22 protein-coding genes are annotated in these 25,551 nt (G+C 69.5%); 12 read left to right on the top strand and 10 right to left on the bottom strand.

Features of this window, described 5'->3' with window-relative positions; translation table 11 throughout:
- The first annotated feature begins 1 nt into the window (after nt 1).
- A complete protein-coding gene (locus tag ACFM35_RS13610) occupies nt 2-661 on the top strand; it encodes a GntR family transcriptional regulator (protein WP_378842894.1) in 660 nt (219 codons plus the stop codon).
- A 16-nt stretch (nt 662-677) separates the two neighbouring features.
- Here the strand turns inward: ACFM35_RS13610 and ACFM35_RS13605 are convergent, their stop codons facing one another.
- The gene (locus ACFM35_RS13605; protein ID WP_378842892.1) at nt 678-2,030 is read right to left on the bottom strand and encodes an aminomethyl transferase family protein; all 1,353 of its coding nucleotides are present in this window, start codon (nt 2,028-2,030) and stop codon (nt 678-680) included.
- A 92-nt stretch (nt 2,031-2,122) separates the two neighbouring features.
- Here ACFM35_RS13605 and ACFM35_RS13600 point away from each other — a divergent pair, with 92 nt between their 5' ends.
- The 3 genes from ACFM35_RS13600 to ACFM35_RS13590 all read left to right on the top strand — a co-directional run bounded on the left by ACFM35_RS13600 (nt 2,123) and on the right by ACFM35_RS13590 (nt 5,387).
- The gene (locus ACFM35_RS13600) at nt 2,123-3,067 is read left to right on the top strand and encodes a LysR substrate-binding domain-containing protein (RefSeq protein ID WP_378842890.1); all 945 of its coding nucleotides are present in this window, start codon (nt 2,123-2,125) and stop codon (nt 3,065-3,067) included.
- A 99-nt stretch (nt 3,068-3,166) separates the two neighbouring features.
- A complete protein-coding gene (locus ACFM35_RS13595) occupies nt 3,167-4,144 on the top strand; it encodes a PDR/VanB family oxidoreductase (RefSeq protein WP_378842888.1) in 978 nt (325 codons plus the stop codon).
- Nucleotides 4,145-4,181: 37 nt separating this feature from the next.
- Nucleotides 4,182-5,387 (top strand): cytochrome P450, encoded by a 1,206-nt coding sequence (locus ACFM35_RS13590; protein WP_378842886.1) that lies wholly within the window; start codon nt 4,182-4,184, stop codon nt 5,385-5,387.
- Nucleotides 5,388-5,463: 76 nt separating this feature from the next.
- Here the strand turns inward: ACFM35_RS13590 and ligM are convergent, their stop codons facing one another.
- Complete coding sequence (ligM, locus tag ACFM35_RS13585) at nt 5,464-6,870, bottom strand: vanillate/3-O-methylgallate O-demethylase (RefSeq protein ID WP_378842884.1); 1,407 nt, start codon at nt 6,868-6,870, stop codon at nt 5,464-5,466.
- 255 nt (nt 6,871-7,125) lie between these two features.
- On the opposite strand from ligM, the gene ACFM35_RS13580 reads away from it, so the two are divergent.
- The 8 genes from ACFM35_RS13580 (at nt 7,126) to ACFM35_RS13545 (ending at nt 16,344) form a co-directional block, all read left to right on the top strand.
- Nucleotides 7,126-7,881, top strand: coding sequence for a PIG-L deacetylase family protein (locus ACFM35_RS13580; protein WP_378842882.1), 756 nt, complete (start codon nt 7,126-7,128; stop codon nt 7,879-7,881).
- Nucleotides 7,878-8,609 (top strand): 4-carboxy-4-hydroxy-2-oxoadipate aldolase/oxaloacetate decarboxylase, encoded by a 732-nt coding sequence (locus tag ACFM35_RS13575; protein ID WP_378842880.1) that lies wholly within the window; start codon nt 7,878-7,880, stop codon nt 8,607-8,609. Before ACFM35_RS13580 ends, ACFM35_RS13575 begins: the two co-directional genes overlap by 4 nt.
- Nucleotides 8,610-8,622: 13 nt before the next feature.
- Nucleotides 8,623-9,681 carry a PrpF domain-containing protein gene (locus ACFM35_RS13570; protein WP_378842878.1) on the top strand — a complete coding sequence of 353 codons (1,059 nt, stop codon included), beginning with the start codon at nt 8,623-8,625 and terminating at the stop codon, nt 9,679-9,681.
- A gap of 48 nt (nt 9,682-9,729) precedes the next feature.
- Complete coding sequence (locus tag ACFM35_RS13565) at nt 9,730-10,716, top strand: VOC family protein (RefSeq protein ID WP_378842876.1); 987 nt, start codon at nt 9,730-9,732, stop codon at nt 10,714-10,716.
- Between the two features lie 127 nt (nt 10,717-10,843).
- The gene (locus ACFM35_RS13560) at nt 10,844-12,334 is read left to right on the top strand and encodes an aldehyde dehydrogenase family protein (protein ID WP_378842874.1); all 1,491 of its coding nucleotides are present in this window, start codon (nt 10,844-10,846) and stop codon (nt 12,332-12,334) included.
- Nucleotides 12,335-12,405: 71 nt separating this feature from the next.
- Entirely contained in the window at nt 12,406-13,551 is a 1,146-nt protein-coding gene (locus ACFM35_RS13555) for an MFS transporter (protein WP_378842872.1), read from the top strand.
- A gap of 41 nt (nt 13,552-13,592) precedes the next feature.
- On the top strand, nt 13,593-14,699 hold the full coding sequence (locus tag ACFM35_RS13550; protein WP_378842870.1) for an epoxide hydrolase family protein: 1,107 nt from the start codon (nt 13,593-13,595) through the stop codon (nt 14,697-14,699).
- Nucleotides 14,700-14,856: 157 nt separating this feature from the next.
- Complete coding sequence (locus ACFM35_RS13545; protein ID WP_378842868.1) at nt 14,857-16,344, top strand: MFS transporter; 1,488 nt, start codon at nt 14,857-14,859, stop codon at nt 16,342-16,344.
- Nucleotides 16,345-16,360: 16 nt separating this feature from the next.
- Here ACFM35_RS13545 and ACFM35_RS13540 read toward each other — a convergent pair whose 3' ends face one another.
- The 8 genes from ACFM35_RS13540 to ACFM35_RS13505 form a co-directional block, all read right to left on the bottom strand.
- Entirely contained in the window at nt 16,361-17,479 is a 1,119-nt protein-coding gene (locus tag ACFM35_RS13540; RefSeq protein WP_378842866.1) for an NAD(P)-dependent alcohol dehydrogenase, read from the bottom strand.
- Between the two features lie 45 nt (nt 17,480-17,524).
- Nucleotides 17,525-19,012 carry an aldehyde dehydrogenase family protein gene (locus ACFM35_RS13535; protein ID WP_378842864.1) on the bottom strand — a complete coding sequence of 496 codons (1,488 nt, stop codon included), beginning with the start codon at nt 19,010-19,012 and terminating at the stop codon, nt 17,525-17,527.
- 28 nt (nt 19,013-19,040) lie between these two features.
- A complete protein-coding gene (locus ACFM35_RS13530) occupies nt 19,041-19,970 on the bottom strand; it encodes a sugar phosphate isomerase/epimerase family protein (protein WP_378842862.1) in 930 nt (309 codons plus the stop codon).
- 25 nt (nt 19,971-19,995) lie between these two features.
- Nucleotides 19,996-20,778, bottom strand: a complete 783-nt coding sequence (locus ACFM35_RS13525) for an SDR family NAD(P)-dependent oxidoreductase (protein ID WP_378842860.1) — start codon at nt 20,776-20,778, stop codon at nt 19,996-19,998.
- Between the two features lie 96 nt (nt 20,779-20,874).
- Nucleotides 20,875-21,870 (bottom strand): sugar ABC transporter substrate-binding protein, encoded by a 996-nt coding sequence (locus ACFM35_RS13520; RefSeq protein WP_378842858.1) that lies wholly within the window; start codon nt 21,868-21,870, stop codon nt 20,875-20,877.
- Between the two features lie 85 nt (nt 21,871-21,955).
- Nucleotides 21,956-22,945, bottom strand: a complete 990-nt coding sequence (locus tag ACFM35_RS13515; RefSeq protein ID WP_378842856.1) for an ABC transporter permease — start codon at nt 22,943-22,945, stop codon at nt 21,956-21,958.
- Nucleotides 22,942-24,468, bottom strand: a complete 1,527-nt coding sequence (locus ACFM35_RS13510; protein ID WP_378842854.1) for a sugar ABC transporter ATP-binding protein — start codon at nt 24,466-24,468, stop codon at nt 22,942-22,944. The genes ACFM35_RS13515 and ACFM35_RS13510 overlap by 4 nt, the downstream gene beginning before the upstream one ends.
- Nucleotides 24,465-25,535 carry a zinc-dependent alcohol dehydrogenase gene (locus ACFM35_RS13505; protein ID WP_378842852.1) on the bottom strand — a complete coding sequence of 357 codons (1,071 nt, stop codon included), beginning with the start codon at nt 25,533-25,535 and terminating at the stop codon, nt 24,465-24,467. The genes ACFM35_RS13510 and ACFM35_RS13505 overlap by 4 nt, the downstream gene beginning before the upstream one ends.
- Between the last annotated feature and the right edge of the window lie 16 nt (nt 25,536-25,551).

Raw genomic sequence — 25,551 nt, 5'->3', positions numbered from 1 at the left:
CATGTCCGAGTCCGCCACCGCCGAGTACACGGCGACCGCCGCCGAAGAGAGGACGGCCGATCTGATCCGCGCGGCGATCGTGCGCGGCGAGTACGTGCCGAATCAGCGGCTCATCGAGGCCGACCTCAGCGCGACGTTCACTGCGAGTCGCGCGACGGTGCGCACCGCCCTCCTCGAGCTCACCGGAGAGGGACTCGTCGAGCGCCTGCCGAACAAGGGATCGAGGGTGCGCGCCATCTCGCTCGACGAGGCGATCGAGATCCTCGAGGTGCGCATGGGGGTCGAGGGCCTGTGCGCGGCCAAGGCCGCCGGCGCGGTCACCGACGAGCAGGTGCGGGAGCTCATCGAGCTGCGCGCCGCCATGACGGCAGCCGTCGCAGACGGCGATCTCCCCGAGTACTCGCGCCTCAACCAGCTGCTCGATCAGCGCACGCGCGAATGGAGCGGGCACGCCACCGCCGCCGAGGTCCTCGCGCGACTCCACGCGCAGAGCGTCCGGCACCAGTTCAAGCTGTCGGGGCGCCCCGCCCGGGCGAAGATCTCCGTGCTCGAGCACGCGGCGATCATCGATGCGATCGTGGCGCGGGATTCGGATGCCGCCGAGCACGCCGTCCGGGTGCACCTGCGGAGCGTCATCGAGGCGCTGCGCGAACTGTCCTGAACGGCGCCCGCTCCCCTCAGCTCTTGCGGTAGTTCTCCCGGGCGAACGCGGAGTACGGGGCCGGCTGAACGGTCGCACGGACGCGCACCTGGCGGTGCGGCTCGACGGCGGGCTTCCGAGAGTTCGGCTCCTCGCCCCACACGACCTCGACCTCGGTGCCGGGCTCGGCGTGGGCGGTGTCGATGCTCGCGAGGGAAACGAAGGCATGCTCGTTCGTGATGTACCCCGCGTCGTGCGAGATGCCGACGTCAACGCCGTCGAGAAGGACGCGGTCCACCTGGTAGAGCCCGTAGCGCGCCTTCGGCAGATCGATGTACTTGGCAGGGGTGCCGGGCTCGAAGAGGGTGCGCATGGTGGCTGCGACGTCGTCCTCGTTCCAGACGAGCGTGACCTTCGTCCGCAACGGGGTCGCGGCATGACGCTCGAGCGCCGCGCGCCCGATGAAGTCGTGGTCGAATGCCACGCTCCGGCCGTACCCGAGGTCGTACGGGGTGACGTAGTAGTCCTCGATGTCGTCGGACGCGAGCGAGCCGGCGAGCGACCCGGCGCGCGCGGCCGGCAGCCATTCCCGATACGCCGCGGTGCCCTCGCCGGTGAAGATCGCCGGGAGCGGCGACGGCACCCATGCCGATTCGAGGTTCGCCGAGGAATACGCCTTCGACCCCACGAGTACGAGGTCGAACTCCGCGCCGGCGTCGAGGATCGCCTCGCGGACGCGCTCCCCCTCCGCCCACGGTCCGAAGAGCTCGAAGCCGGGCTGGCCGGCCATCCCGTGTCGGAGGGAACGCACCATGAGGCCGGCAATCGTGAACGTCGCCATGTGGAAGAACTTCGTCGGCGGCACGGGCTCGCCGGTGAGCTTCTCCATCAGGGCGAGTGCCTGCGGTCCCTGCAGTTCGTAGCGGAACAGCGCGGGATCACCCGCGCGCACGAGCGAGTTGCCGTCACGTTCGGCCCGCGCGTCGTAGTCACCGGTCTCGAGGTGGTACTGCACCCAGTCGATCACCATGGGGTGGCCCACGAGATCGAAGGACTCGTCGGCGAGGTAGAAGAGGATCGCGTCGCCGATCAGGTATCCCTCGTGGTTCACGGCGATGAACTGCTTCGCATTGTCGACGCGGAAGTTCGCGAAGCTGTTGACGCCCACGTCGCTCAGCAGCCGGAGGGCGTCGGGGCCGGTCAGGAACAGATCGGTCATGTGGTGGGACTGGTCGAGCAGCGCCACGGAGGTGCGCCACGCCTGCTGCTCGGAGCGCCAGTTGCTGAACTCCGGCGTCACGGGGAAGACGGTCGGGCGTGCTTGCGCATTCCGCAGCAGCGACACGGCGCTTCCTGCGCGGGTGATCGCCTCGGCGAGCGACTCGGTCATGTGAACTCCTTCGTTCCGGTGAGAGCAATGCTAGTTACCAGGGGATACCGCGGGTACGCTCGCCGATAAGCATTGCTAATGAGAGCGAAAGGATGCCGCATCCGGCGCTCGTGGACCTCAACCTCATCCGCGTCTTCGTCGCGGTCTTCGAAGCACGGAGCCTGACGGTCGCGGCGGACCGCCTGCACGTCACCCAGCCCGCGGTCAGCCAGGCACTGGGGCGCCTGCGCCGCGACCTGGACGACCCGCTCTTCGCGCGTGAGGGCCGGACGATGCAGCCCACGGCTGTCGCGACCTCGGTCTACCCGGGCTTCCGCGACGCGATGACGGGCATCGACCGCACGGTCGATGCGATCACGGGGTTCGACCCCGGGACGACCCGGCGCAGATTCCGACTCGCCCTCTCCGAGCTGGGCGAGATCGGGTACCTCCCGTCGATCCTTCGGGCCGTGCGCCGCGCCGCCCCGCACGTCGGCATCGACGCGGTGCCCCTCGACGTGCAGGCACTCCCCGATTGGCTCGCGCGCGGCGACGTCGACCTGGCGATCACCTCGTCGCCGGTGCCCGGCGGCTTCGAGCCGACGGTGCTCAAGTCGCAGGGATACGCCGTCCTGATGGCGGCGGCGCATCCCCTCGCCGCATCTGCGCTCACGCTCGAGGACTATGTCGCCGCCGACCACGTGGTGGTCGCCGGGGACTCCGGGCTCCCGCACCTGCGCGCGACGCTGCGCCGCGAGGGCGCCGCCGTGCACACGGAGGTGACGCTCACCCATTTCGCGTCGCTGCCCGGCCTGCTCGCGGCCAGCCCCGACCTCATCGCCACGGCACCCGACACGATCGCGGACGGCTGGGCCGAGGCGTGGCCGCTCGTGGTGCGCCCGCTGCCGCTCGCCATGCCGACGGTCGAGGTGTGCCTGTACCGTCGCACGACCACGTCGCAGCTGGCGGGCCTCGACTGGCTGCACGACATGGTGACCCGCACCGTGCGCGGTACGCACGGCGAGTTCTTCTCGATCCACGGTCGGGTGCGGTCGTAGCCCTGTTTCCGTTGAACGGAAAGCGCGACCACACCGCGACGGCGGCCGCAATAGCGTTCCAGAAGACGGCACGGTCGCCGTCACGGCGAGGAGGCCGATGTGAGCACCGAGGTCGTCGGGGAGGCCCGTCGAAACGTGGCGCACGGGGCGGCGCTGGTCGTCCGTCGGCGCCGCGAGGCCGCCGAGGACGTCATCGAGCTGACGCTCGCACGCCCCGACGGCGGACGCCTGCCCGACTGGGCGCCGGGTGCTCACCTCGACGTGGTGCTGCCCGACGGCACGACCCGCCAGTACAGCCTCCTCGGCGATCGCTGGGATGCTCACACGTTCACGATCGCGGTACTCCGAGAGCGCGCGGGCCGCGGCGGCTCGGAGCTGATCCACACCCGCCTCGACGTCGGTGACATCGTCGGCTTCGGCGGACCGCGCAACAACTTCCGTCTGGGACCGGCCGGGGACTACTTCTTCCTCGCCGGCGGCATCGGCATCACGCCGATCCTGCCCATGATCCAGCAGGCGGAGCTTCTCGGGACACCGTGGCGGTTGCTCTACCTCGGCCGCTCACGGGCGCGGATGGCCTACCTGGAGCAACTCGGGCGCTACGGCGACCGCGTGACGGTGCGGGCGGCGGACGAGGGCGCCCGTGTGCGACTCGACGACTGGATGCCGGAAGCCCAGGGCTTGACGCGCGTGTTCGCCTGCGGGCCCGAACGGCTCCTCGACGCGGTCGACGCGTGGACTCCGGTGCTCGGCCGCCCACGCGTGCGTCTCGAGCGCTTCACCGCGCGGGCCGATGACGGGCGCCCGCGGGCCGCGTTCGAGGTGGAGGTCGCGAGCTCGGGTGCCGTCGTCACCGTCGCAGCCCACGAGAGCATCGTCGACGCGCTCCGGCGGGTCGACGTCTCGATCCTCACGTCGTGCGCGCAGGGGGTCTGCGGCACGTGCGAGACCACCGTGCTGCGCGGCGTCCCCGACCACCGCGATTCCCTGCTCGACGAAGACGAGCGCGCCACCTCGGCGTGCCTGTTCCCCTGCATCTCGCGGGCCGCCTCGTCACGGCTCGTCCTCGACCTGTGAACCGACCTGCGACCTCGATCCTCGAACCGGAGAAGAAATGACCCTCATCGACACGGCGACCACGGACGCGGCATCCATCGACCCGTTCGACCCGGAGTTCCTGCAGAACCCGCTCCCCTACCAGGCGATCCTGCGGGATGCGGCGGCCGTGGTCCGGCTCGAGAAGTACGGCGTCTACGCCATGGCCCGCTACGACGAAGTGCACGCGGCCCTCGTGAATTGGCAGGAGTTCCAGTCCGCGGCGGGCGTGGGTCTCTCGAACTTCCGCACCGAGACGCCGTGGCGTCCGCCGTCGGTCCTGCTGGAGGCCGACCCGCCCCGCCACGATGCGCCGCGCGCGGTGGTCGAGGCGCTCATCTCGGCCCGACGGCTGCGCGGGCTGGAAGCGCAGTGGCGCGCCGACGCGGCCGAGGTGGTCGACGCGCTGATCGCCCGTGGCGACGAGTTCGACGCCGTCGGCGACCTCGCCGAGGTGTTCCCGTTGCGCGTCTTCCCCGACGCGGTCGGCATCGGCAAGACGGGTCGCGAGCACCTGCTGCCCTACGGCGATTTCGCCTTCAACGCCTTCGGACCCGCGAACGCCCTGGTGACGGATGCCGCGCCCCACATGCCCCGCACCACCGAGTGGATCGCCCAGCAGTGCCGGCGCGAGAATCTGACGCCAGACGGTTTCGGCGCGCAGATCTGGGCGGCGGCCGACCGCGGGGAGATCACCCACGAGCACGCGCCGATGATCGTGCGCTCGCTGCTCACCGCCGGTGTCGACACGACCGTCACCGGGATCGCGGCCGTCGTGCACGCCCTCGCCCACAACCCGGGCTCGGTGGAGCGACTGCGGCGCGACCGCCACCTCGTGCGCGTCGCGTTCGAGGAGGCCGTGCGGATGGAGTCCCCCGTGCAGACCTTCTTCCGCACCGCGACCCGCGATCTCCGCGTCGGCGACGTCGACATCGCCGACGGGGAGAAGATCATGATGTTCCTCGGGTCGGCCAACCGCGACCCTCGGCGCTGGTCCGATCCCGATCGATTCGATCTCGACCGCGACCCGTCGGGCCATGTCGCCTTCGGTATGGGCATCCACCAGTGCGTGGGCCAGCACATCGCGCGACTCGAGGCGATCTGCGCCGTCGACGCCCTCCTGGACCGCATCGTCGAGATCGAGCCGGCGGGGCCCGAGCGCCGTCACCTGAACAACACGCTGCGCGGCTGGGAGTCGATGCCCGTGCGCGTGCGCCTCGGCTGACGCCCGCACGCGGAAGGAGAGCGGATGCCGCGGCATCCGCTCTCCTCCTGTCGTGCCGTTCGCCGCCGAAAGCTGGTCAGACCGATGCGGCCGCCGTGCGCCACCCGCCGTGGTACTCGGTGCGGGCCGTGGCGGCGTAGGGCACCGGGCTGACGACGGCACGCACCGCGAGCTGCTCGTGCGGCTGCACCGTGGTCTTGCGCGACCCTCCGTCGGGCTCGCCCCAGACCACGCGCACCTCGGCGCCGATCGGCACTCCGGCATCGACCGTCGCGAGCGACAGGCCACGCTTCTCGTTGGCCGTGACGCCGGTGAACAGCGAGAGGCCGACCGTGTCGCCGTTCGCGTCGATCACGGCGTCGTAGTTCGACGAGCCGTAGTTCGCGTTCGGCAGGTCGAACACCTGGTAGCCCGTCCCGTCGCGATCGATCGGGGTGGTGAGCAGCTTCGCGAGGTCTTCGTCGTTCCACGCCAGCGTCACCTTCTTGCGCTGTGCCGCCGGATCGATCTTCTCGAGCGCGTCGCGGCCGATGAAGTCGTGGTCGAACTTGACGAACGACCCGTATCCGAGCTCCCAGGGGTTGAGGTAGTAGTCCTCGATGTCGTCCGAGACGAATGACCCCGCGAGCGCGTTGATCGCCTCGTAGCTGTCGGCCGGCAGCCACTCGCGGTACGCGCGCTCGTCCTCGCTGGAGTAGATCGCCGGGAGCGGCGACGGGATCCAGCCCGACTCGAGGGTGTTCGAGGAGTAGGCGCGAGAGCCGCACGGCTCGATGCCGAACTCCTGTCCCGCCTCCAGGATGGCGTCGCGGATCTTGCCGTGCTGCTCGTAGGGGCCCCAGAGCTCGAGACCCGGCGCGCCGGCCATGCCGTGACGCAGCGTCCGGACGTGCTCGCCGGCGACGGTCATCTCGCCCATGTGGAAGAAGCGGACCTTCTCGAGTTCTCCGCCGTTGAGCTTCTCGATCACCTGCCAGGCGTTCGGGCCCTGGATCTGGAAGCGGTAGTACTCGCGGCTCACCGCGGCGCCGTAGGGGCGCGAGGGCGACCGGTCGTCGTATCGCGTCTCGACGTCGTACCCGCCGGTCTCGGCGTGGAACTGGAGCCAGTTCGCACCGGGCGCGCGGCCGACGTACACGTAGTCGTCCTCCCCCTCGCGGAAGAGGATGCCGTCGCCGATCACGCCGCCGTTGGAGGCGGTGGGCACGAACTGCTTGGCCGTGTTGAGCGGGAAGTTCGCGAAGCTGTTGATGCCGGTGTCGCTGAGCAGCTTGAGGGCGTCCGGGCCCGACATGAAGAAGTTGACCATGTGGTGGGACTGGTCGAACAGCACCGCGGTCTCGCGCCATGAGATCTGCTCGCGCCGCCAGTTGGTGAACTCCGCGGGGACCACGGGGTAGATGTAGGTGCCCAGCGGCGAGTTGCGCAGGTGCTCGACCGTGTTCCCCGCCTGGTCCAGCACTTCCTGGAGGTTGCGTGCCATGAGTGTCTCCTCGACTTCCTTGTCCGATGATGGGGACGGCCGAGCGCATTTCCCTCTGCACGTAGGTATTCCGTCGCCGAAATTGTAGACACAATCGCGAGCATTCCGCTAGGCCTAGAACGGTTGCGACAAAATTGTCGCCAATATCTTGACCAGCGTCCGCGGATGTGGTTGCGTCGGGGATGGCATCCGCTGCCGCGCCGTGCCGTCACCGCCGCCGGCACCACCGTCCCGCGGAGTCGAGGGAGAGATCCGATGGTCGATGTGGCACCCGCCCTGCTCGTGGTCAGCGCCCACGCCGGCGACTTCGTCTGGCGCGCAGGCGGCGCGATCGCGGCCGCCACCATGCGCGGCGAGCGCGCCACGGTCGTCTGCCTCTCCTACGGCGAGCGCGGCGAGTCGGCGAGCCAGTGGCTGCAGGGCAAGTCGCTCGACGAGATCAAGGCCATCCGGCGCGACGAGGCCGAGGCCGCGGCATCCGCCCTTGGGGCATCGATCGAGTTCCTCGACCTCGGCGACTATCCGCTGATCGAGTCGCCCGACGCGGTCTCCCTGCTGGTCGACGCGTTCCGACGCGCGCAGCCCACGGTCGTGCTGACGCACCCGCTCACCGATCCGTACAACGGCGACCACCCGGTCGCCGCGCGCATGGCGCTGCAGGCCCGCGTGCTGGCGCAGGCGATCGGCGTCGCGAACTCCGACGGCTCGTTTCCCACCACCGACGAGATCATCGGCGCTCCGCCCGTGTTCTTCTTCGAGCCGCACCAGCCGGAACAGAGCGATTTCAAACCCAATGTGCTGCTCGACATCACCGACGCCTTCCCCCTCAAGCAGAAGGCGATGGAGTGCCTTCCCGCCCAGAAGCACATGTGGGAGTACTACACGTCACTGGCCATTCGCCGCGGCGTGCAGGTCAAGCGCAACGCCGGTCCCAACCTCGGGCTGCCCGTCGACACGAAGGGCGAGGCGTACATGCGCTACTACCCCCAGGTGACGGACGTGCTCGCGTGAGCGACGCCGTCGGCAGGACGGGCTTCGTCGTCACCGACATCGAGCGGGCGGATGCCGCGACCATCGACGCCCTCGGCGTGCACGGTGTCGCGACGGTGCACGAGGCGATGGGCCGCCGCGGCCTTGTCGGCGCATCGGTTCGCCCGATCCAGGAGGGCACCCGCCTGGCGGGTTCGGCCGTGACGGTCCTGGCCTGGCCCGGTGACAACCTCATGATCCACGCCGCCGTCGAGCAGTGCCGGCCGGGAGACATCCTGGTCGTGACGTCCGTCTCCCCCTCGCTCGACGGCTCGTTCGGCGAGCTGTTCGCCACGGCTCTGCACCACCGCGGCGTGCGCGGGCTCGTGACGACCGGCGGCGTGCGCGACGTGGTCGACCTCCGCGCCATGGGCTTCGCGGTGTGGTCGGGCGCGGTCAACGCGCAGGGCACGGTCAAGGCCACCGCCGGCAGCGTCAACGTTCCGATCACGGTCGGGGGCACGGTCGTGCGCGCGGGGGACGTGATCGTGGCCGACGACGACGGCGTGCTGTGCGTGCCCCGCGGCGAGGCGGCATCCGTCCTGTCCGCGTCCGATGCGCGTGTCGCGAAGGAAGCGGCATCCCGCGAGGCCTATCGGTCGGGCGAACTCAGCCTCGACCGCAACGACCTCCGCGGGGTGCTCGCCGACCTCGGCGTGCGGTACGTGTCCGAGCGGGACTTCGCCGCGCACGACGCCCGCCAGGACTGAGCGGGACGACACCATGGCCGCCACCGGGATCCCGTGCATGCTCATGCGGGGCGGAACCTCGAAGGGGGCGTATTTCGTCGCCTCCGATCTGCCCGCGGAACCGGCCTCGCGCGACGACCTGGTGCTCCGCATCATGGGCAGCCCCGATCCGGCGCAGATCGACGGCCTCGGCGGAGCGCACCCTCTGACCAGCAAGGTCGCGATCGTCTCGCGCTCCGCGGAGTCCGACATCGACATCGACTACCTGTTCCTGCAGGTGGTGGTGGGCGAAGCCGTCGTCTCGGACGCGCAGACGTGCGGGAACCTCCTCGCCGGGGTCGGGCCGTTCGCTCTCGAACGCGGCCTGGTCGCGGCATCCGGCGACACCGCATCGGTGCGCATCCGCCTCGTGAACACGGGAGACGTCGCGACGGCGACGTTCGCACTCACGGACGGGGAGCCCGAGTACGACGGCGGTGCGGCGATCGACGGGGTGCCGGGCACGGCGGGCGGGATCGAGCTGGAGATGACGTCGGGCGATCGGCCACTGCTTCCGACGGGGCGACTCACCGACGACCTCGACGGCCATCGTGCGACGCTGATCGACAACGGAATGCCGGTCGTGCTGCTGCGCGCGGACGAGTTCGGCGTCGACGGCACCGAGAGCCCCGCCGATCTCGAGGCGCGCTCCGACCTCTCGGCAGCCGTCGAGCGCATCCGACTGCTCGCCGGACCGTTGATGGGTCTCGGGGACGTCGCCGACGCGACGGTCCCGAAAGTGATCCTCCTCTCTCCTCCCCGGGCCGGCGGCGTGGTCGGGACGCGGTCGTTCATCCCCACGCGGGTGCACACGTCGATCGGCGTGCTGATGGCCGCATCCGTGGCTGCGGGGGTGGCGATCGACGGCGCAGTGGGATCGGATCTCGCCGGACGCGCGGAGGGCGAGGTCTTCGGGATCGAGCACCCCGGAGGCAGTTTCCCGGCCCGGGTGCGCGTCGCGGAGACCGACGGCACGTGGCACGCGTCGTCCACCTCGCTCCGGACGGCACGAAAGATCTTCAACGGCGCGGTCTTCCCGCGACCGCGCTTGTGAGAACCCCGCTGTGAACACCCACCCGAAAGCTTTCCTGAGAGGACCGAGATGACTGACTTCACCTCGTTCGACGTCGCCCACATCGGCAGTGTCGAGCTGCTGACCCCCGAGTTCGACAAGAGCCTGTGGTTCTTCCGCGACCTGCTCGCGATGCGGGTGGTGGCCGAGCAGGGCGACTCCGTGTACCTGCGCACGTGGGACGACTACGAGCTGTACACGATCAAGCTCACGGCGTCGGATGCCGCGGGTGTCGGCCGGACGACATTCCGCGCCTCCAGTCAGGACGCCCTGGAGCGCCGGGTGGCCGCGATCGAGGCGACGGGGCTCGGCGATGGCTGGGCGGACGGCGAGGTCGGCACCGGACCGACCTTCACGTTCCGCGACCCGGACGGCCATGCGATGGGGATCTACTACGAGACCGAGCGGTACGTGGCCACCGACGACAAGCCGGCGCTCAAGAACCAGGCATCCGCGTTCCCCGGTCGCGGCGTCAACGCGCGTCGACTCGACCACATCAACTTCCTCGCGAAGGACGTCGTCGCCAACGGCGAGTTCATCGCGCAGGCGCTCGGCGGTCGCGAATCGGAGCGCATCAAGCTCGACGACGTCGACGGCAAGCCCGCCGGCTATGCGGCGTGGTGGTTCCACTTCAACAACAAGTCCTACGACGTCGTCTACTCCGACGACTGGACGCGTCATGGCAACCGCCTGCACCACATCGCGTTCGCCCCCGACACGCGCGAAGACATCCTCAAGGCCGCCGACATCTTCCTGGAGAACGGCATCTACATCGAGTCGGGACCGCACAAGCACGCCATCAACCAGACCTTCTTCCTGTACGTCTGGGAGCCCGGCGGCAATCGCATCGAATTCGCGAACGCCGGCGCCCGGCTGCTGCTTGACCCCGACCAGCCCGTCGTCGAGTGGACGTCGGAAGAACGCAAGAAGGGCCAGGCGTGGGGCATGAAGACGATCGAGAGCTTCCACACGCACGGCACACCGGTGGTCGCACCTCCGGCCGCCTCGGAGCACTGAGCCGAAGCCGTCGACGGCCCCTATCCATCCATCTGAATCGATGATGGAATGAGCACGATCCCCCGGCCCCCCGGCCTTCGCAACACCACCATCCACCCGAGAAACATCGCACAGAGAGGTGTGACACATGAGTGACACTGTGAGCACGGAAGTACGAACCGGCCTGTACATCGGCGGCGAGGAGCGTCACACCGACGCGACGCTCGACATCGCCGACCCGGCCAAGGCCGGCGTCATCGTCGGTCGCGCCGCCGCCGCCAGCACCGCTGACGTCGACGATGCCATCGCGGCCGCGAAGGGGGCGTTCCCCGCGTGGTCGGCGCTGAGCGCCACCGAGCGCGCCGCCATCATGGCCGACGCGATCGCCGGGATCGCCGACGACCGCGACGAGGACGCCGCGATCCTCTCCCAGGAGAACGGCAAGATCCGATTCGAGAGCTGGATCGACGCACTCGTGTTCGAGATCCGCTGGAGCCTCGCGCTCTCGCTCGCCGAGGAAGTCGATTCCGGCAAGGTCCTCCCCGTGGTGCCCGGCATCCCGGTCGAGACGACGATCTCGTACCAGGCACTCGGCGTCGTCACCGTCATCGTGCCGTTCAACTGGCCGATCGCGATCCTCGGGGCCGCGCTCCCCCACGCTCTGCTCGCGGGCAACACGGCGATCGTCAAGCCGCCGCCCTCGGCACCGCTGGCCACCACGCGCGTCGTGCAGCGCATCGCTGAGAAGCTCCCCGCCGGTGTGCTGAACGTCGTCACCGGCAAGGACGCCGACATGGCGGCGCTGATCTCGAGCGATGACATCGCGAAGGTCTGCTTCACGGGGTCGGTGAACGGCGGCAAGCGCATCATGGAGATGGCCTCGAAGTCGCTCACCCGAGTGACCCTCGAGCTCGGCGGAAACGACGCGGCGATCTTCCTGGAGGACGCCATCCTCGATGACACCCACCTCGACCGGATCTACGCCGCCGTGTTCGACACGACCGGTCAGATCTGCATGAACGCCAAGCGCCTGTACGTGCACAACTCGCGCCTCGACGAGCTGGTCGCGGGTCTCTCGGCCCGCCTCGACAAGGCGGTCATCGGGTACGGCCTCGATGAGGGCACCACGATGGGCCCCTTGCACTCGCCGGTGCAGAAGGCGTTCGTCGCCGAGATCATCGAAGAGGCGAAGGATGCCGGAGCCGACGTCCGCGAATTCGGTCAGCTGCCCGGTGGCGAGCTGGCGGGCGGCAACTTCCTGCGTCCCGCGATCGTGGTCAACCCCGACCCCTCGCTCCGCGTCGTCACGCAGGAGCAGTTCGGGCCGGTCATCCCGATCATCGGGTTCGACTCCGAGGACGAGGCGATCGCTGCGGCCAACGACAGCTGGGGCGGACTCTGCGGGTCGGTCTGGACCGCCGATGTCGACTCGGCGAACCGCGTGGGCAGCCAGCTCGTGTGCGGTTACGTCTGGGTCAACGACCACGGCGCCACGCGGCTCGACCTGCGTGCGCCGTTCGGCGGCATGAAGCATTCCGGCATGGGCCGCGAGCAGGGCATCGAGGGCGTGCGGGCGTTCCAGGACACGCGCTCGATCGCCCACATCGACGTCGCGGCCCTCGCCGCGCAGGCGCACTGATCGCAGACTCGCCCCTCGACGACGCAGGCGCGACGACCACCAGGTCGTCGCGCCTGCTTCTGCTGGCCGCGGTGCTGCTCATCGCGCTCAACCTCCGGCCGACGATCACGGGGATCGGGCCGCTGCTCGCCCAGATCTCGGACGACCTCGGCACGACCGAGGCGGCGCTCGGCGCCCTCGCTGCGGTGCCGCTGATCGCCTTCGCGGTCGTCTCGCCGCTCGCACACGTCCTGAGCGCGCGGTTCGGGATGTCGCGCACCGTGATGTTCTCGCTGCTGCTGCTCGGTGCCGGTACGGTCTGGCGGTCGCTCCCGGGTCTCGTCGCGAACCTGTGGCTCGGCACCGCGCTGATCGGAGCCTCGATCGCGGTCGTGAACGTGCTGATGCCGGCGGTCATCAAGCGGGACTTCGCCGATCGCGTGCCCTCCATGACCGCCGCCTTCACCGCGTGCCTGTCGGGCATGGGCGCGGTGGCGTCGGGGGTCGTCGTCCCGATCTCGCACATCGAGGCCGGCGGGTCGACACTCGGCTGGCGTGCGGCCCTGCTGTGGACGGGCGCGCTGCTCCCTTTCGCCGTCGTGGCGTGGATCGCGTCGCTGCGATCGCAGCCTCGGCATCAGAAGCCGCTCGAGCGTCGGGCGGCCAGCGGCATCTGGCGCGACCCGCTCGCGTGGCAGGTGCTGCTGTACATGGGGCTCCAGTCGATGACGTTCTACATGCTCGTCACCTGGTTCGCTCCGATCGCGCAATCGCTCGGGCGCTCCGAAGTGGTGGCCGGGCTCGACGTGATGATCTACCAGCTGTTCTGCTTCGGTGGCTCGCTCATCGTCCCGCTGCTGCTGCGCGGGAGCTTCGGTCGATTCGCCGCCGCCGCGATCCCCGCGCTCACGCTCGTCGGCATCCTCGGCCTGATCGCCCTGCCCGAGCTCTTCCTCCTCTGGGCGGTCATCTGCGGCGTCGGCTGCGGAGCCGCGCTGGGGATGTCTCTGAGCCTGTTCAGCCTGCGCGCACGCACCCACCAGTCGGCGAGCGCCCTGTCGGGCATGGCGCAGTCCGGCGGCTACCTGATCGCCGCCGTGGGCCCGATCGCCTTCGGCGCCCTCGTGACGGTCAGCGGCGGCTGGCTCGCTTCGCTCGTGCTCGTGGGCCTCGTGCTCGCCGGCCAGGTGGTGACCGGGCTGTTCGTCGGCCGCGACCGCTTCGTGCTCGAGCGGTGAGCGGCGGCCCCGGTGGAAGGCTCCGGCGCTAGCGTGACGGCATGACACCGTTCGCGATCGACATCCCCCGCAGCGACGTCGACGATCTGAGGACGCGGATCGCCCGCACGCGATGGCCGGACGATGCCGCGGCGGAGGTCGACGACTGGGGGTGGGGCACGCCCTCGTCGGTTCTCCGCCCACTCATGGACCACTGGACCGAGGGGTACAGCTGGACCGCCACCCAGGAGCGGTGGAATGCGCTCGACCAGCGCATCGTCGAGGTGGACGGGCAGCGCATCCACGTCGTCCGCGGCGGCACTCCCGGCGCCACCCCCCTGATGCTCGTCCACGGGTGGCCCGACGGGTTCTGGAGGTTCATGAAGGCGATGCCGCTCCTGGCCGATCGCTTCGACATCGTCGTGCCGAGCATCCCCGGCTTCGGGTTCTCCGACCGGCTCCGCAACGGGCCGACCGGCCCGGCCCGGGTCGGCGACCTGTTCGCCGGGGTGATGGACCAGCTCGGTCACACACGGTTCGGCGTGCACGGGGGCGACCTCGGCAGCACGATCGCCGAGGTCATCGCGCAGCGTCATCCGGATCGTGTCATCGGTCTGCACCTGGGCGACGTGCCCGCATGGCACCGCTACACGCTCGATCCCTCGGAGACGAGCGACGACGAGCGCGCCTTCCTCGCCGGCATGACCAGCTGGTTCGCCGACGAGGGCGCCTACGCCGCCCTGCAGCGCACCAAGCCGCAGACGCTCGGCTACGGTCTCACCGATTCGCCGGTCGCGCTCGCGGCGTGGTTCCTCGAGAAGTTCCGGGCGTGGAGCGACGGCGACGGCGATGTCTGGAGGCGCTTCACGCCGGACGAGATCCTCGACGACGTGTCGCTGTACTGGTTCACCCGCACCTCCGCGTCGTCCGCGCGCTACTACCGCGAATCGGCGCTGACTCCGCCCGATCCCGCGCTGCGCGCGACCACCCCCGCGGGATTCACGCTGTTCCCCCATGACATCGCGGTCCCGCCCCGCGCGTACGCCGACCGGTTCTTCGACGTGCGGCGGTTCACCCTCGCCCCGCGCGGCGGTCACTTCGGCCCGTGGGAGGAGCCTGCGTTCTTCGCCGAGGACGTGCGCGCCTTCTTCGACGGCATCGAGGCTTAGCCCCGCCGCCTGCGAACCGCCCCCCACGAGCTGTTTGCTAAACTGAGAGCCTGTCCCGCTGCGATCCGGCGGGAGAAGGCTGTGCCGCGTGAGCGAGCACGGTCCGAGGCTCGAAACCTCCGGCACCCCTTCCAATGAAGCCCCGGAGGTTTCTTCTATGTCCACTGGCACCATCCCCCTCCCCCGCGTATCCGCCGCGAACGGCGGTGGCCGCGTCGCTCCGCACCGCTGGGGTGCCCTCATCGTCCTCGCACTCGCTCAGCTGGTCGTGGTCCTCGACGGAACCATCGTCAACATCGCGCTTCCGCAGGCGCAGATCGACCTGGGTCTCTCCGACGGTCAGCGCCAGTGGGTCGTCACCGCGTACGCGCTCGCGTTCGGTGCCCTTCTGCTGCTCGGCGGCCGGGTCGCCGACTACTGGGGTCGCAAGCGCACGTACATGGTCGGGATGCTGGGGTTCGGGGCCGCGTCCGTGTTCGGCGGTCTCGCCCAGAACTCGACCGAGCTCATCGCGGCCCGCGGCCTCCAGGGTGCGTTCGCCGCACTGCTCGCCCCCGCGGCGCTCGCACTCCTGACGGTGTCGTTCCCCGGCGGTAAGGAGCGCAACACCGCGTTCGCCGTGTTCGGGACCGTGGCCGGCACCGGGGCCGCCGTGGGCCTTCTGCTCGGCGGCGTCCTCACCGAGTTCGCCGACTGGCGCTGGTGCCTGCTCGTCAACGTGTTCTTCGTGCTCGTCGGGGTGGTCGGCGGATTCCTGTTCCTCCGGGAATCGAAGGCCGAGGGCGACAACCGGTACGACATCGGCGGGGCGCTCACGGTCACCCTCGGCCTCGGCTCGCTGGTCTACGGATTCAGCCTCGCCGAGTTCGGGTGGGCCCGATGGGACACCATCGGGTTCCTCGTCCTGGGCGTCCTGCTGCTCGCCGCCTTCGTCTTCATCGAGTCGAGGGTCGCGCAGCCGCTGCTGCCCCTGCGCGTCGTGACCGACCGCGTCCGCGGCGGTGCGTTCCTGCTCCAGGCGATCTCGGGCAGCGCCATGATCGGCGGCACCGTCTACCTGGCGTTCCATCTTCAGATCGTCCTCGGCTTCACCCCGCTCATCGCGGGCCTCGCCTCGCTGCCGATGACCGTGGTCATCATGGTGTGCGCCCCCGTCCTGACGCGTCTGCTCCCCGTCATCGGTCCGCGTCCGATGATGATCGCCGGGCCGCTGATCGCGGCGGCCGGCCTGCTCTACCTCAGTCGCATCACGCCCGACGGGAACTACTTCGTCGAGGTGCTGCCCGGTCTCGTGATCCTCGGCCTCGGGATGGCGAACCTGTTCATCCCCATGCAGAACCTCGCGCTCGCCCGGGTCGCCCCGCACGATGCCGGTGCGGCATCCGCCACGGCCAACTCGGCGATGCAGATCGGCGGATCGATCGGCCTGTCGATCTTCACCGCGTTCTACGCCGCCGCGGTCTCGTCGAGGACCGTCACGGACGGTCCCTCGCAGCTGGCCGCATTCACTGCCGGCTACTCCGCGACGTTCCTGGCCGCGGCGATCGTCATGGCGGCCGGCTCGGTGGTCGCGTTCTTCATGATCCGCGGCACGAAGGAAGAGCTCCTGCCCGACGCCGACGCCCCGATCGCGCACGTCGGGTGAACCGACCGCGTCGGCGTCAGACCGGTGAGATGCGCAGGATGGGCTTGATCACCTCACCCGACGCACTGTCGGCCATCGCCTGCTCGACGTCGGCGAGCTCGTAGAAGCGCACGAGCTCGTCGAACGGGAAGCGTCCCTGCGTGTGGAGGGCGATGAGCGCGGGGATGAGCCGGGCGCTCGTCCCGCTGCCGCCGAGCGTCCCGACGATGCGCGTGCCCCAGAGCGCGGGCTGATGCGCCACCTCGAAGCTCGCGCCGGCGGGAGCCCCTCCGACCAGGATGCAGGTGCCGAGCATCCCGATGAGGTCCACAGCCTGCTCGACGACGGAGATCACGCCGGTGCACTCGATGACGTAGTCGGGATCGCCCCCGCAGGCCTCCCGCACGGAGTCCGCCACGTCATCGGCCGTCGCCAGGACGGTGTGCGTGGCCCCGTATCGCCGTGCGAGATCGAGGCGGGACTCGTTGAGATCGATCGCGACGATGGTCGTCGCGGGCGTGTTGCGGGCCGCCATGACGGCGGCGAGCCCGACGGCGCCCGCCCCGAAGACCACGATGCTCTCGCCCGGCTCGGGCCGTGCGGTGTTCAAGACCGCGCCCGCCCCGGTGGAGATTCCGCATGCCAGCGGGCCCAGCAGCTCCAGAGGCAGATCGCGGTCCACGCGGACCAGCGAGGACGCCAGCGCGATCGAGTACGTCGCGAACGACGACTGTCCGAAGAAGTGACCCGAAATGTGCGACCCGTCGGCGCGGTGATACGCCCCCGTCCCCGCGAGGGGGCCGGTGAAGCGCACCCCCGCGGCCACCGCGGGGCCGAGCTGGTCGCAGTAGCGGGGCTCGCCCCGCAGACAGTTGCGGCATTCTCCGCAGAACGGCCAGCCCATCACGACATGGTCGCCCTCCTCGACCGATGTGACACCGTCGCCGACCGCGTCGACGACGCCCGCACCCTCGTGCCCGAGGACTCCGGGGAGCGGGAGGGGCAGGTGCCCGTCGCGGGTGATGGCGTCCGTGTGGCAGACACCGGTCGCGACGAGGCGCACGCGCACCTCGCCGGGGCCGGGTTCGTCCAGGTCGACGGTCTCGATCGAAAGGGGCGCGCCGATCTCTTCGGCGACGGCGGCGGTGATCTTCATGGTGCTCTCCTCATCGATGGCAGGTGCGCGGGGTGTCCTGGGCGGTCACAGCGGGTACTGCCCGGGCTCGCGTCGCATCGTGATCCAGCGCGTCTCGGTGAAGGCGTCGATGTTGGCCTGGGCTCCGCCGTGGCGTGAACCCGTGCCCGACGACCCGACACCGCCGAACGGCGAGTTCGCCTCATCGTTCACCGTCTGGTCGTTGATGTGCACGATGCCCGTCGGGATGCGCTGCGCCATCTCCAGCCCTGCGAAGACATCCGCTGTGACGATGCCGAGCGACAGCCCGTAGTCGGTCTCCGAGGCGAGCGCGACGGCCTCGTCGTCGGTCGAGAACGACACGACGGATGCCACGGGCCCGAAGACCTCGTCGCAGTAGGCGGCGGCGTCCCTCGGCGTGTGGGCCAGCACGGTCGGCCGGTAGAAGAGTGCCTCGTAGGTGCCGCCGGCGCGGAGCTGCGCGCCCTGGGCCACAGCATCCTGCACCAGCGTGTGCACCCGGTCGCGCTGCACCTCGTCGATGAGCGGGCCGAGATGCACCTGACCGGCTGCCGGATCGCCGACGTGCATCGAGTCGGCCTTGGCGGCGAGCTTCGTGACGTACTCCTCGAACACCGACTCGTGCACGATGTGCCGCCCGACCGTCATGCAGATCTGGCCCTGGTGGAGGAAGGAACCCCAGGTCGCGAGGTTCACGGCCTTGTCGACGTCGGCGTCCGCGCGGATGACGTAGGCCGAGTTGCCACCCAGTTCGAGGTGGGCGCGCGTGAGGTGGCGACCCGCGATCTCACCGACGGCGCGGCCGGCCTTGGTCGAGCCCGTGAAGGCGATCACGCGAACGCGCGGGTCGGCGACCATCGCCTCGCCGACGTCGGCGCCGCCCGGGATCAGCTGCAGCAGCCCTGCCGGCAGACCGGCCTCCTCGAAGATGCGCACCATCGAGACGCCTCCGGTGACGACCGTCCGCGGGTCGGGCTTCAGCAGGACGGCGTTGCCGAGCGCGAGCGCCGGGGCGACGGCGCGGATGCCGAGGATGAGCGGCACGTTGAACGGCGAGATGACGCCCACGACGCCCACGGGGACCTGCTGCGCGAGCGAGAGCCTCGGCTCTTCGCTGGACAGGATCGAGCCCTGGGGAGCAGACGGCAGAGCGGATGCCTCGTAGCATTCGGCCGCGGTGACGTGCAGGGCGAAGCCCGCGAGCGGCGGGATGGCCCCGACCTCACGGGTGTTCCAGCCGCCGATCTCCTCGGCGTGCTGCTCCCAGAGCTGTCCTGCCTTGCGCAGGACCGCAGCCCGGGCGGGGTGCGGGAGAGCGGCCCAGGCCTTCTGGGCGCGGGCGGCACCCTCGGCCGCGCGGGCCACGTCGCCGGCGTCCGCGATGCCCACCATCGCGAGCGTCTCGCCGGTCGCGGGTTCGATCGAGGGGATCGCGCCCCCACCACCGACGACCCACTCGCCGTCGATGAAGATCTTGCCGGAGAAGACCGCTTCGTCGATCAGTGCATCGGCGGTCGGGAGGACAGTGGTCATGATGACTCCTTCGTCTGTTTCAGGGGGTTCACGCAGGGGCGTTCCGGGAGAGTCGTTGCGCGCGGCGTCCGACGGTGCTCGCGGACCAGCCTCGCTGGATGACCTGTAGAGCATCCTCCGCCAGCACTCTGGCATCGTCATACGGTTCGCGCCAGATCGCCAGCATGTCGGCCACGGGTTCGGAGAGGATGCTGCGTGAAAAGGCCTCGACCCCCCACCGCCCCCGATAGCCGTCATCCACCGCGCATCGGACGATGTCTGCGACGTCGACGACACCGGCGCTCAGCGCGCCCCGGCCGGACTGACCGAGCTCGAGATAGGCGAGTTTCGGAAGCGCGAGGCGGATCGCCCCGGAGATGTCCGCCTCCTCGATGGCCATGTGGAACGTATCGAGGTGGATGCGCAGGTGCTCGGAGCCACTCGCCTCGACGAACGCCATGGCTTGGGCCGCGGTGTTCATGAGCGAGGTCTCGTAGCGGTTGAGCACTTCGAAGGTCATGGCGACCCCGCGCTCGTGCGCGTCGTCGGCGACCGCCCCGACCTCGCGGGCGGCGCGTTCCACGGCCGCGGGAGAGGTGGGGCCGGTGGGGGGGCCGAAAGGTCCGTACGGCACGCCGTTCATCTGGTCGCCGCCCAGTGCGACGGTCAGGTCGACGACGGAGCGCAGCATCGCCGCACCGGCCGCGCGCTCCTCGGCGTCGGCCGACGAGACATCCGCCCCCGCCGATTGCCCGCCTGCGATCGTGATCGGCGTCAGGCCTCGATCGCTCAGAAGACGCGCCAGTGCGGTCGCGTCCGTGGTCGCCGGGTCGAGCGGGGGGAGCACCACCCGGGAGTACCCGGCTTCCGCGATGGCATCCAGAGCGGCGGGCAGGAGTTCGGCGGAGGCATCCCGTGCGAACACGTTGATGTGGCACGCCACATCGAGAGCCATGCGGACCTGCGAGTCGACGGTCATGAGCGTCTCCACGTCTCTCGAGCGATCAGAAGGTGGGCAGATCGAGCCGCTGCTTGTAGACCGAGTAGCCGTCGTCGACGTGCACGACGGTGCCGTTGATCACGTTGGACTCGTCGGAGGCGAGGAAGGCCACGACGTCGGCGATCTCCTCCGGCGTGGTCATGGTGCCCCGCAGCTGCTCGGAGGCGAACAGCTCGCGCAGCTCCGGGCTGAACTGATTGATGATCGGGGTCGACACCCGGCCGGGGGTGATCGCGACGGCACGGACGCCGAACTCCGCCAGCTCGTAGGCGGCAGAACGCGTGAACGAGATGACGGCGGCTTTCGCCGCACTGTAGGTGAACGACAGCTCCGCGGCCTGCTCGCCGTAGATCGACGACGTGCTGATGATGACGCCGCCGGTGCCCTGGTCTCGGAACTGGCGGCCGGCGGCGAGGATGCCGTAGTACACGCCATCCTGATCGATGCGGATCATGGGCGCGTAGTCGACCTCGGGGTCGTGATCGAGCAGAGGCTTGCCGCCCGCGATCCCCGCGTTGTTGAAGATGACATCGAGCCTGCCGAAGACCTCTACGGCCCGGGCGACGGCGGCCTCGACCTCGGAGAAGACGGACACGTCGACACCGACCGCCGCCACCGTGCCCTCGAACCCCTCACCTGAGATCGCGTCGGCGGCGGCCTGCGCCTGCTCGAGATTGATGTCGGCGATCATGACTCGAGCGCCCTCGCGCACGAACTTGCGCACGGTCGCGAGTCCGATACCGCTCGCTCCGCCGGTGATGAGCGCGACTTTTCCGTCGAGACGCATGGATTTCCTCTTCTTCGAATGTCTGGGTGGGTGAAACGACAGGGGTGCGGGGGCGGATGCCACGGCAGCCGCCCCCGCGGTGGGTGAGGTGAGGAGTCAGAGCTTGTCGGACGGCGTGGTGTCGGCCGCGTTGTCCTTCGTGACGAGCGTGACGTCGACCGCGACGAAGTTCTCCGCCGGCATCGTGCCGTCCGCCTGGTAGGCCTCCACGTCGGTGATCAGCATGTCGAGCACCTGCGGCCAGGGCTGGTCGACGGTCGCGAGCATGTTGCCGCCCGCCTCGATCGACGCGAGGGTCTCCGCGAGCGCGTCGACCCCGGTGACGGGCGCCGTGGACCCGGCTTCCGACAGGCCCTGCGCGGCGCCGAGCGCGGCGTCGTCCCAGCCGGCCCACACCGCGTCGAGTCCATCGGGGTTCGCCGAGAGGTAGTCCGACACGAAGTTGAGCGCCTCGGTGCGCCCGGTGGCCGGGTTGGTCACCTGCTGAGGCTCACCACCGACGACCGTTGCGCCGGCAGCCTCGAGCGCCGTGACGGCGAGCGCCGAACGCAGACGGATGCCGGCGTGCGGGTCGTGTCCGATGACCATGACGGTCTTGCCGTCGAGTCCGCCGATCGCCGCGTCGATCCCCTCGATCGTCTTGTCGACGATCTGCTGCTGGTTGGTGGTGATGTTGGTGGCGAAGGCGTCGGTGGCCTCGGTGCCGGCATCCATGGAGAAGATCGGAATCTCGGCATCCTTCGCCGCCGTCACGATCGAGCCGATCGAAGACACATCCGTGTAGCCGTCCAGGATCACGTCGGCGCCCTGGCCGATCGCACTCTCCACCGCCGGGTTCATCTTCTGGAAGTCGAAGTCTCCCTGGATCATCGTGAGGTCCCAGCCGAGCTCATCCGCTTTCGCGGTGACCGCTTTGACCCACCACGCGCCGACCGGGGTCTGGTTGCCGGACGTGAAGGCGATCACCTTGAACGTCCCGTCGCCGCCACCACCACCACTGGCGTCGCCGCCCGAACTCGAGCCCGAACATCCTGTCAGTGCCAGGACCGCCGCAGTCGCCAGCGCGGCTGCCACCTTGAACTTTGTACGCACGTATCTACTCCTTCGTGTGATTTGCGCTTCGTGGGGGATGTGCGGCCCCGCGGGATACCTCGCGGCGGGGCCCGTGGGAGAGGTGCTACCGCTCCCGCGTCTTGAGGCCGGACAGGACGACGGCGGCGATGATGATGAGCCCGGTCACCACCTGCTGGATGTAGGCGTTGACGCCCAGGATGTTCAAACCGTTGCTCATGACGCCGATGATGGCCACGCCGATCATCGTGCCCCCGAGGTTGGCGGCGCCCGAGCGGATGACCGTCATGCCCAGGAAGACGGCGGCGACGGAGAACAGCGTGTTGTCGCCTCCCTGCTCGGCGGCGGCGCTGCCCAGGCGGGCGGCGAGCAGGATGCCGCCGATGGCGGACACGAACCCCGCCATCGTGAAGGCGAGCAATCGAGCCCAGCGCACGTTGACGCCCGACAGCCGAGCGACCTCCTCGTTGCCGCCGATCGCGTGGAGGCGTCGGCCCAGTGTCGTGAACCGCAGCAGCGCCCAGATGAGCACGGCGATCACGGCGGCGAAATAGACGGGCAGCGGGACATTGAGGAACCGCCCCTGGCCCAGCTCGTTGAACGCCGCCGGCATGCCGAACACCGTGGTGCCGCCGGTGACGAGATACGCGAGACCGATGACGGACGTCATCGTGGCCAACGTCGCGATGAACGCCGACAGGTGGAGGTAGGCGATCAGCACGCCGTTGACGAGCCCGACCAGCAGCCCCACGGCGAGACCGGCGAGAACGGACACGCCCATCGAGTTCTCGCCCAGCAGGAGCGCGGCCGTCACCGAGCCCGCGAGGCTCGACGTCGCTCCCACCGAGAGGTCGAAGTCGCCGACGACCATCACGATGGTCTGCGCGCCGGCGATGATCGCCAGGATCGAGATCTGATACAGGATGTTGCGGACGTTGACGAACGACAGGAACGTGTCGGGTCGCATCGCGAAGAAGAAGATGATGAGCAGGATGAGCGCCACGATCGTGCCGCTCTGCACGAGCACGCGGCCGACCGTCCGCGACTGCTGCGCCATGATGGCGCCCGTGCGCGTCGGCTCCTTCTGGATCGTCATGATGTGGACCTTCCGTAGGCGTAAGAGAGGAGGAGTTCGTCGTCGGCGCCCTCCGCGGGCACGTCGCCCGCGATCGAGCCCTCGTGCATGATGAGGATGCGATCGCACATCCCGATGAGTTCCGGAAGCTCGGAGCTCACGGCGATCACCGTCGTGCCCGTCGCCGCGAGTTCCCGGATCAGCCGATAGATCTCGGCCTTCGTTCCGACATCGATGCCCCGGGTGGGCTCGTCCATGAGCAGCACCTTCGGTCGGCGTGCCAGCATCTTGGCCAGGACGACTTTCTGCTGGTTGCCTCCGGAGAGCTCGCCGACGGTCTGCCGGGGGCTGCGCGCCTTGATCTGCAGGTCGGACATCCCGCGCTCGGCGATCTGTGCGATCCGACTGCCCGAGACCCACCCCCCGCGACTCACCGCGGAGATGTTCGCGAGGGCGATGTTGTCCTGGATCGACGATCCGAGCAGGACCCCCTGGCTTCGACGCTCTTCCGGCACGAGGGCCACCCCTGCGGCCAGCACACGGCCGACGCCCGAGCGGCGGGGGATATCCACTCCGCCCACGGTGATCGTCCCGGTCTTCGACCGCTGCGCGCCCGCGAGGATGCGCAGCAGTTCACTGCGTCCCGAGCCGGCGAGTCCCCCGATGCCGAGCACTTCGCCCACGTGGGCCGTGAAGGAGACGTCCGTGACCCGCCGGCCGTTCAGACCGTCCACGACGAGCGCGACCTCCTTCGAGATGACTCCCCGCTCGGGGTAGAGCGAGTCGGCGTTGCGCCCGACCATCGTCGAGATGACTTCGCTGATGCTCGTGTCGGCGACGTTCTTGGTCGTGATCGTTTCGCCGTTCCGCATGATCGTGAGGCGGTCGCACAGCTCGAAGACCTCCTCCAGCCGGTGCGACACGTACACGATGGCCACCCCCTCGTCGCGGAGTGAACGGAGGACGGCGAACACCTCGCGGATCTCCGTGTCGGTGAGCGAAGCCGTCGGCTCGTCGAGGATGAGGACGCGGGCATCCGTGGCGAGAGCGCGGGCGACCGCGACCATCGTCTGCTGCACCGGCGACAGGTCGCCCGCGAGTTTGCGCATCGAGATCTTCTGATTGAGGCGTTCGAGCTGCTCGCGGGCCCGGCGGCGCAGCGCGCGGGTGTCGACGATGCCCGCCCGGCTGGGCAGCTGCTCGCCGAGCAGCACGTTCTCGGCCACGGACGTCGTCGGCACGATCGAGAGCTCCTGGTAGAGCGCCACGATGCCCGCTTTGTGCGCCGCGCGCACGTTGGCGAACTCCACCTCTTCGCCGGACCGTCGGATGGTCCCCGAGTCGGGGACGTAGAGGCCGGTGACGACCTTGATCAGCGTGGACTTGCCGGCACCGTTCTCACCGAGCAGAGCGTGGATCTCTCCGGGGTTCACCGAGAGCGTGACGCCCTTCAGCGCGTGGACGCCGTCGAAGCTCTTGGAGATGTCGGTCGCCTCCAGCGCCGGAGCGAGGGTGGAGGTCACCGCTTCGTCGCCGGCGGTCACGACGCCACCGCCCGATCCTCGATGTCGTTGCACCGCAGGACGACTTTGGGATAGCGCCCGCTGACATGGACCGCGAAGGCCTCCGCCGCGTCCTCGAGGTCGAAGACCGCCTGAGTCAGTTCGTCGAGGTCGAGGTGGGGCAGCACGTCGAGCGCCCGCGGGAACGCGTACGGCGAGACGAACACCCCCGTGAGCGTCAGCTCCTTCAGGTAGAGGTAGTCCGAAAGGTTGAGCGGCATCTCGAAGTCGTGCGGATACATCGCACCGTAGATCACCGTGGCGCCCTTCGCGGCGAGGTCGAGCAGCCCGCGCACTGCCCGCGGCGACCCGGAGGCGTCGATCACGACGTCGTAGCCTCGCCCCCCGGTGATGTCGTCCGCGCGGGCGTACTGGTCTTCGGAGGTCGGGTCGATCGTGTGCTCGGCCCCGTGCCGGCGGGCCATCTCCCGGCGCTCGGCGATCGGCTCGATCATCGTCAGCGACGTCGCCCCGCTCATCTTCAGCACCTGCAGCGCCAGCTGACCGATCGGCCCGCCGCCGCAGATCGCGACACGGTCGCCCACTCGGATGTTCGTCTTGTCGGCGATGCGCACAGCCACCGATGTGGGCTCGAGCAGGCATCCGTGTAGGAGGGACACGCTGTCGGGCAGAGGGTAGACCTGGGATTCATGCCACGTGATCGTCTCGGCCATGCCGGGTCGGTTGTAGTCCTGGATGTGCTCGCAGAACTGCTGCCTGCCCTCCTGACAGGGACGGCAGGTGCCGCAGAAGCGGAGGAAATTGCCCGCCACGCGGTCGCCGACCTGGAGGCCGTTTCGATGCGCCTTCTCGCCGAGGGCTTCGATCACACCCGAGAGCTCGTGGCCGAGGCCGATGGGCACATCCGTGCCGAAGAACCCCTCGGCCAGATGGGGGTCGGATCCGCAGATGGCGGAGTAGGCGACCCTGATGCGGACGTCCTCGGGTCCGAGGTCGGGCTGGGGAAGATCCACCAGTCCGATCCGGCCGCGAGTGGCCTCGTCGGGATCGCGCAGACTGCCGATCTTGGTGACGGCGACGGTTCTCATATGACTCTCCATCGAG

This window comes from Microbacterium songi (genome assembly GCF_042747925.1).
Classification (GTDB): Bacteria; Actinomycetota; Actinomycetes; order Actinomycetales; family Microbacteriaceae; genus Microbacterium.
Note: the sequence above shows the minus strand (reverse complement) of the source record. Positions and strands in the feature narration are given on the sequence as shown.

What these genes read in the sequence shown, in the direction of transcription:
- ACFM35_RS13565 (WP_378842876.1), top strand. Translation starts at nt 9,730, where the DNA reads ATGACTGACTTCACCTCGTTCGACGTCGCCCACATCGGCAGTGTCGAG.
- ligM (WP_378842884.1), bottom strand. Translation starts at nt 6,870, where the DNA reads ATGGCACGCAACCTCCAGGAAGTGCTGGACCAGGCGGGGAACACGGTC.
- ACFM35_RS13545 (WP_378842868.1), top strand. Translation starts at nt 14,857, where the DNA reads ATGTCCACTGGCACCATCCCCCTCCCCCGCGTATCCGCCGCGAACGGC.
- ACFM35_RS13610 (WP_378842894.1), top strand. Translation starts at nt 2, where the DNA reads ATGTCCGAGTCCGCCACCGCCGAGTACACGGCGACCGCCGCCGAAGAG.
- ACFM35_RS13525 (WP_378842860.1), bottom strand. Translation starts at nt 20,778, where the DNA reads ATGCGTCTCGACGGAAAAGTCGCGCTCATCACCGGCGGAGCGAGCGGT.
- ACFM35_RS13530 (WP_378842862.1), bottom strand. Translation starts at nt 19,970, where the DNA reads ATGACCGTCGACTCGCAGGTCCGCATGGCTCTCGATGTGGCGTGCCAC.
- ACFM35_RS13505 (WP_378842852.1), bottom strand. Translation starts at nt 25,535, where the DNA reads ATGAGAACCGTCGCCGTCACCAAGATCGGCAGTCTGCGCGATCCCGAC.
- ACFM35_RS13570 (WP_378842878.1), top strand. Translation starts at nt 8,623, where the DNA reads ATGGCCGCCACCGGGATCCCGTGCATGCTCATGCGGGGCGGAACCTCG.
- ACFM35_RS13535 (WP_378842864.1), bottom strand. Translation starts at nt 19,012, where the DNA reads ATGACCACTGTCCTCCCGACCGCCGATGCACTGATCGACGAAGCGGTC.
- ACFM35_RS13515 (WP_378842856.1), bottom strand. Translation starts at nt 22,945, where the DNA reads ATGACGATCCAGAAGGAGCCGACGCGCACGGGCGCCATCATGGCGCAG.
- ACFM35_RS13580 (WP_378842882.1), top strand. Translation starts at nt 7,126, where the DNA reads ATGGTCGATGTGGCACCCGCCCTGCTCGTGGTCAGCGCCCACGCCGGC.
- ACFM35_RS13540 (WP_378842866.1), bottom strand. Translation starts at nt 17,479, where the DNA reads ATGAAGATCACCGCCGCCGTCGCCGAAGAGATCGGCGCGCCCCTTTCG.
- ACFM35_RS13560 (WP_378842874.1), top strand. Translation starts at nt 10,844, where the DNA reads ATGAGTGACACTGTGAGCACGGAAGTACGAACCGGCCTGTACATCGGC.
- ACFM35_RS13550 (WP_378842870.1), top strand. Translation starts at nt 13,593, where the DNA reads ATGACACCGTTCGCGATCGACATCCCCCGCAGCGACGTCGACGATCTG.
- ACFM35_RS13605 (WP_378842892.1), bottom strand. Translation starts at nt 2,030, where the DNA reads ATGACCGAGTCGCTCGCCGAGGCGATCACCCGCGCAGGAAGCGCCGTG.
- ACFM35_RS13600 (WP_378842890.1), top strand. Translation starts at nt 2,123, where the DNA reads ATGCCGCATCCGGCGCTCGTGGACCTCAACCTCATCCGCGTCTTCGTC.
- ACFM35_RS13590 (WP_378842886.1), top strand. Translation starts at nt 4,182, where the DNA reads ATGACCCTCATCGACACGGCGACCACGGACGCGGCATCCATCGACCCG.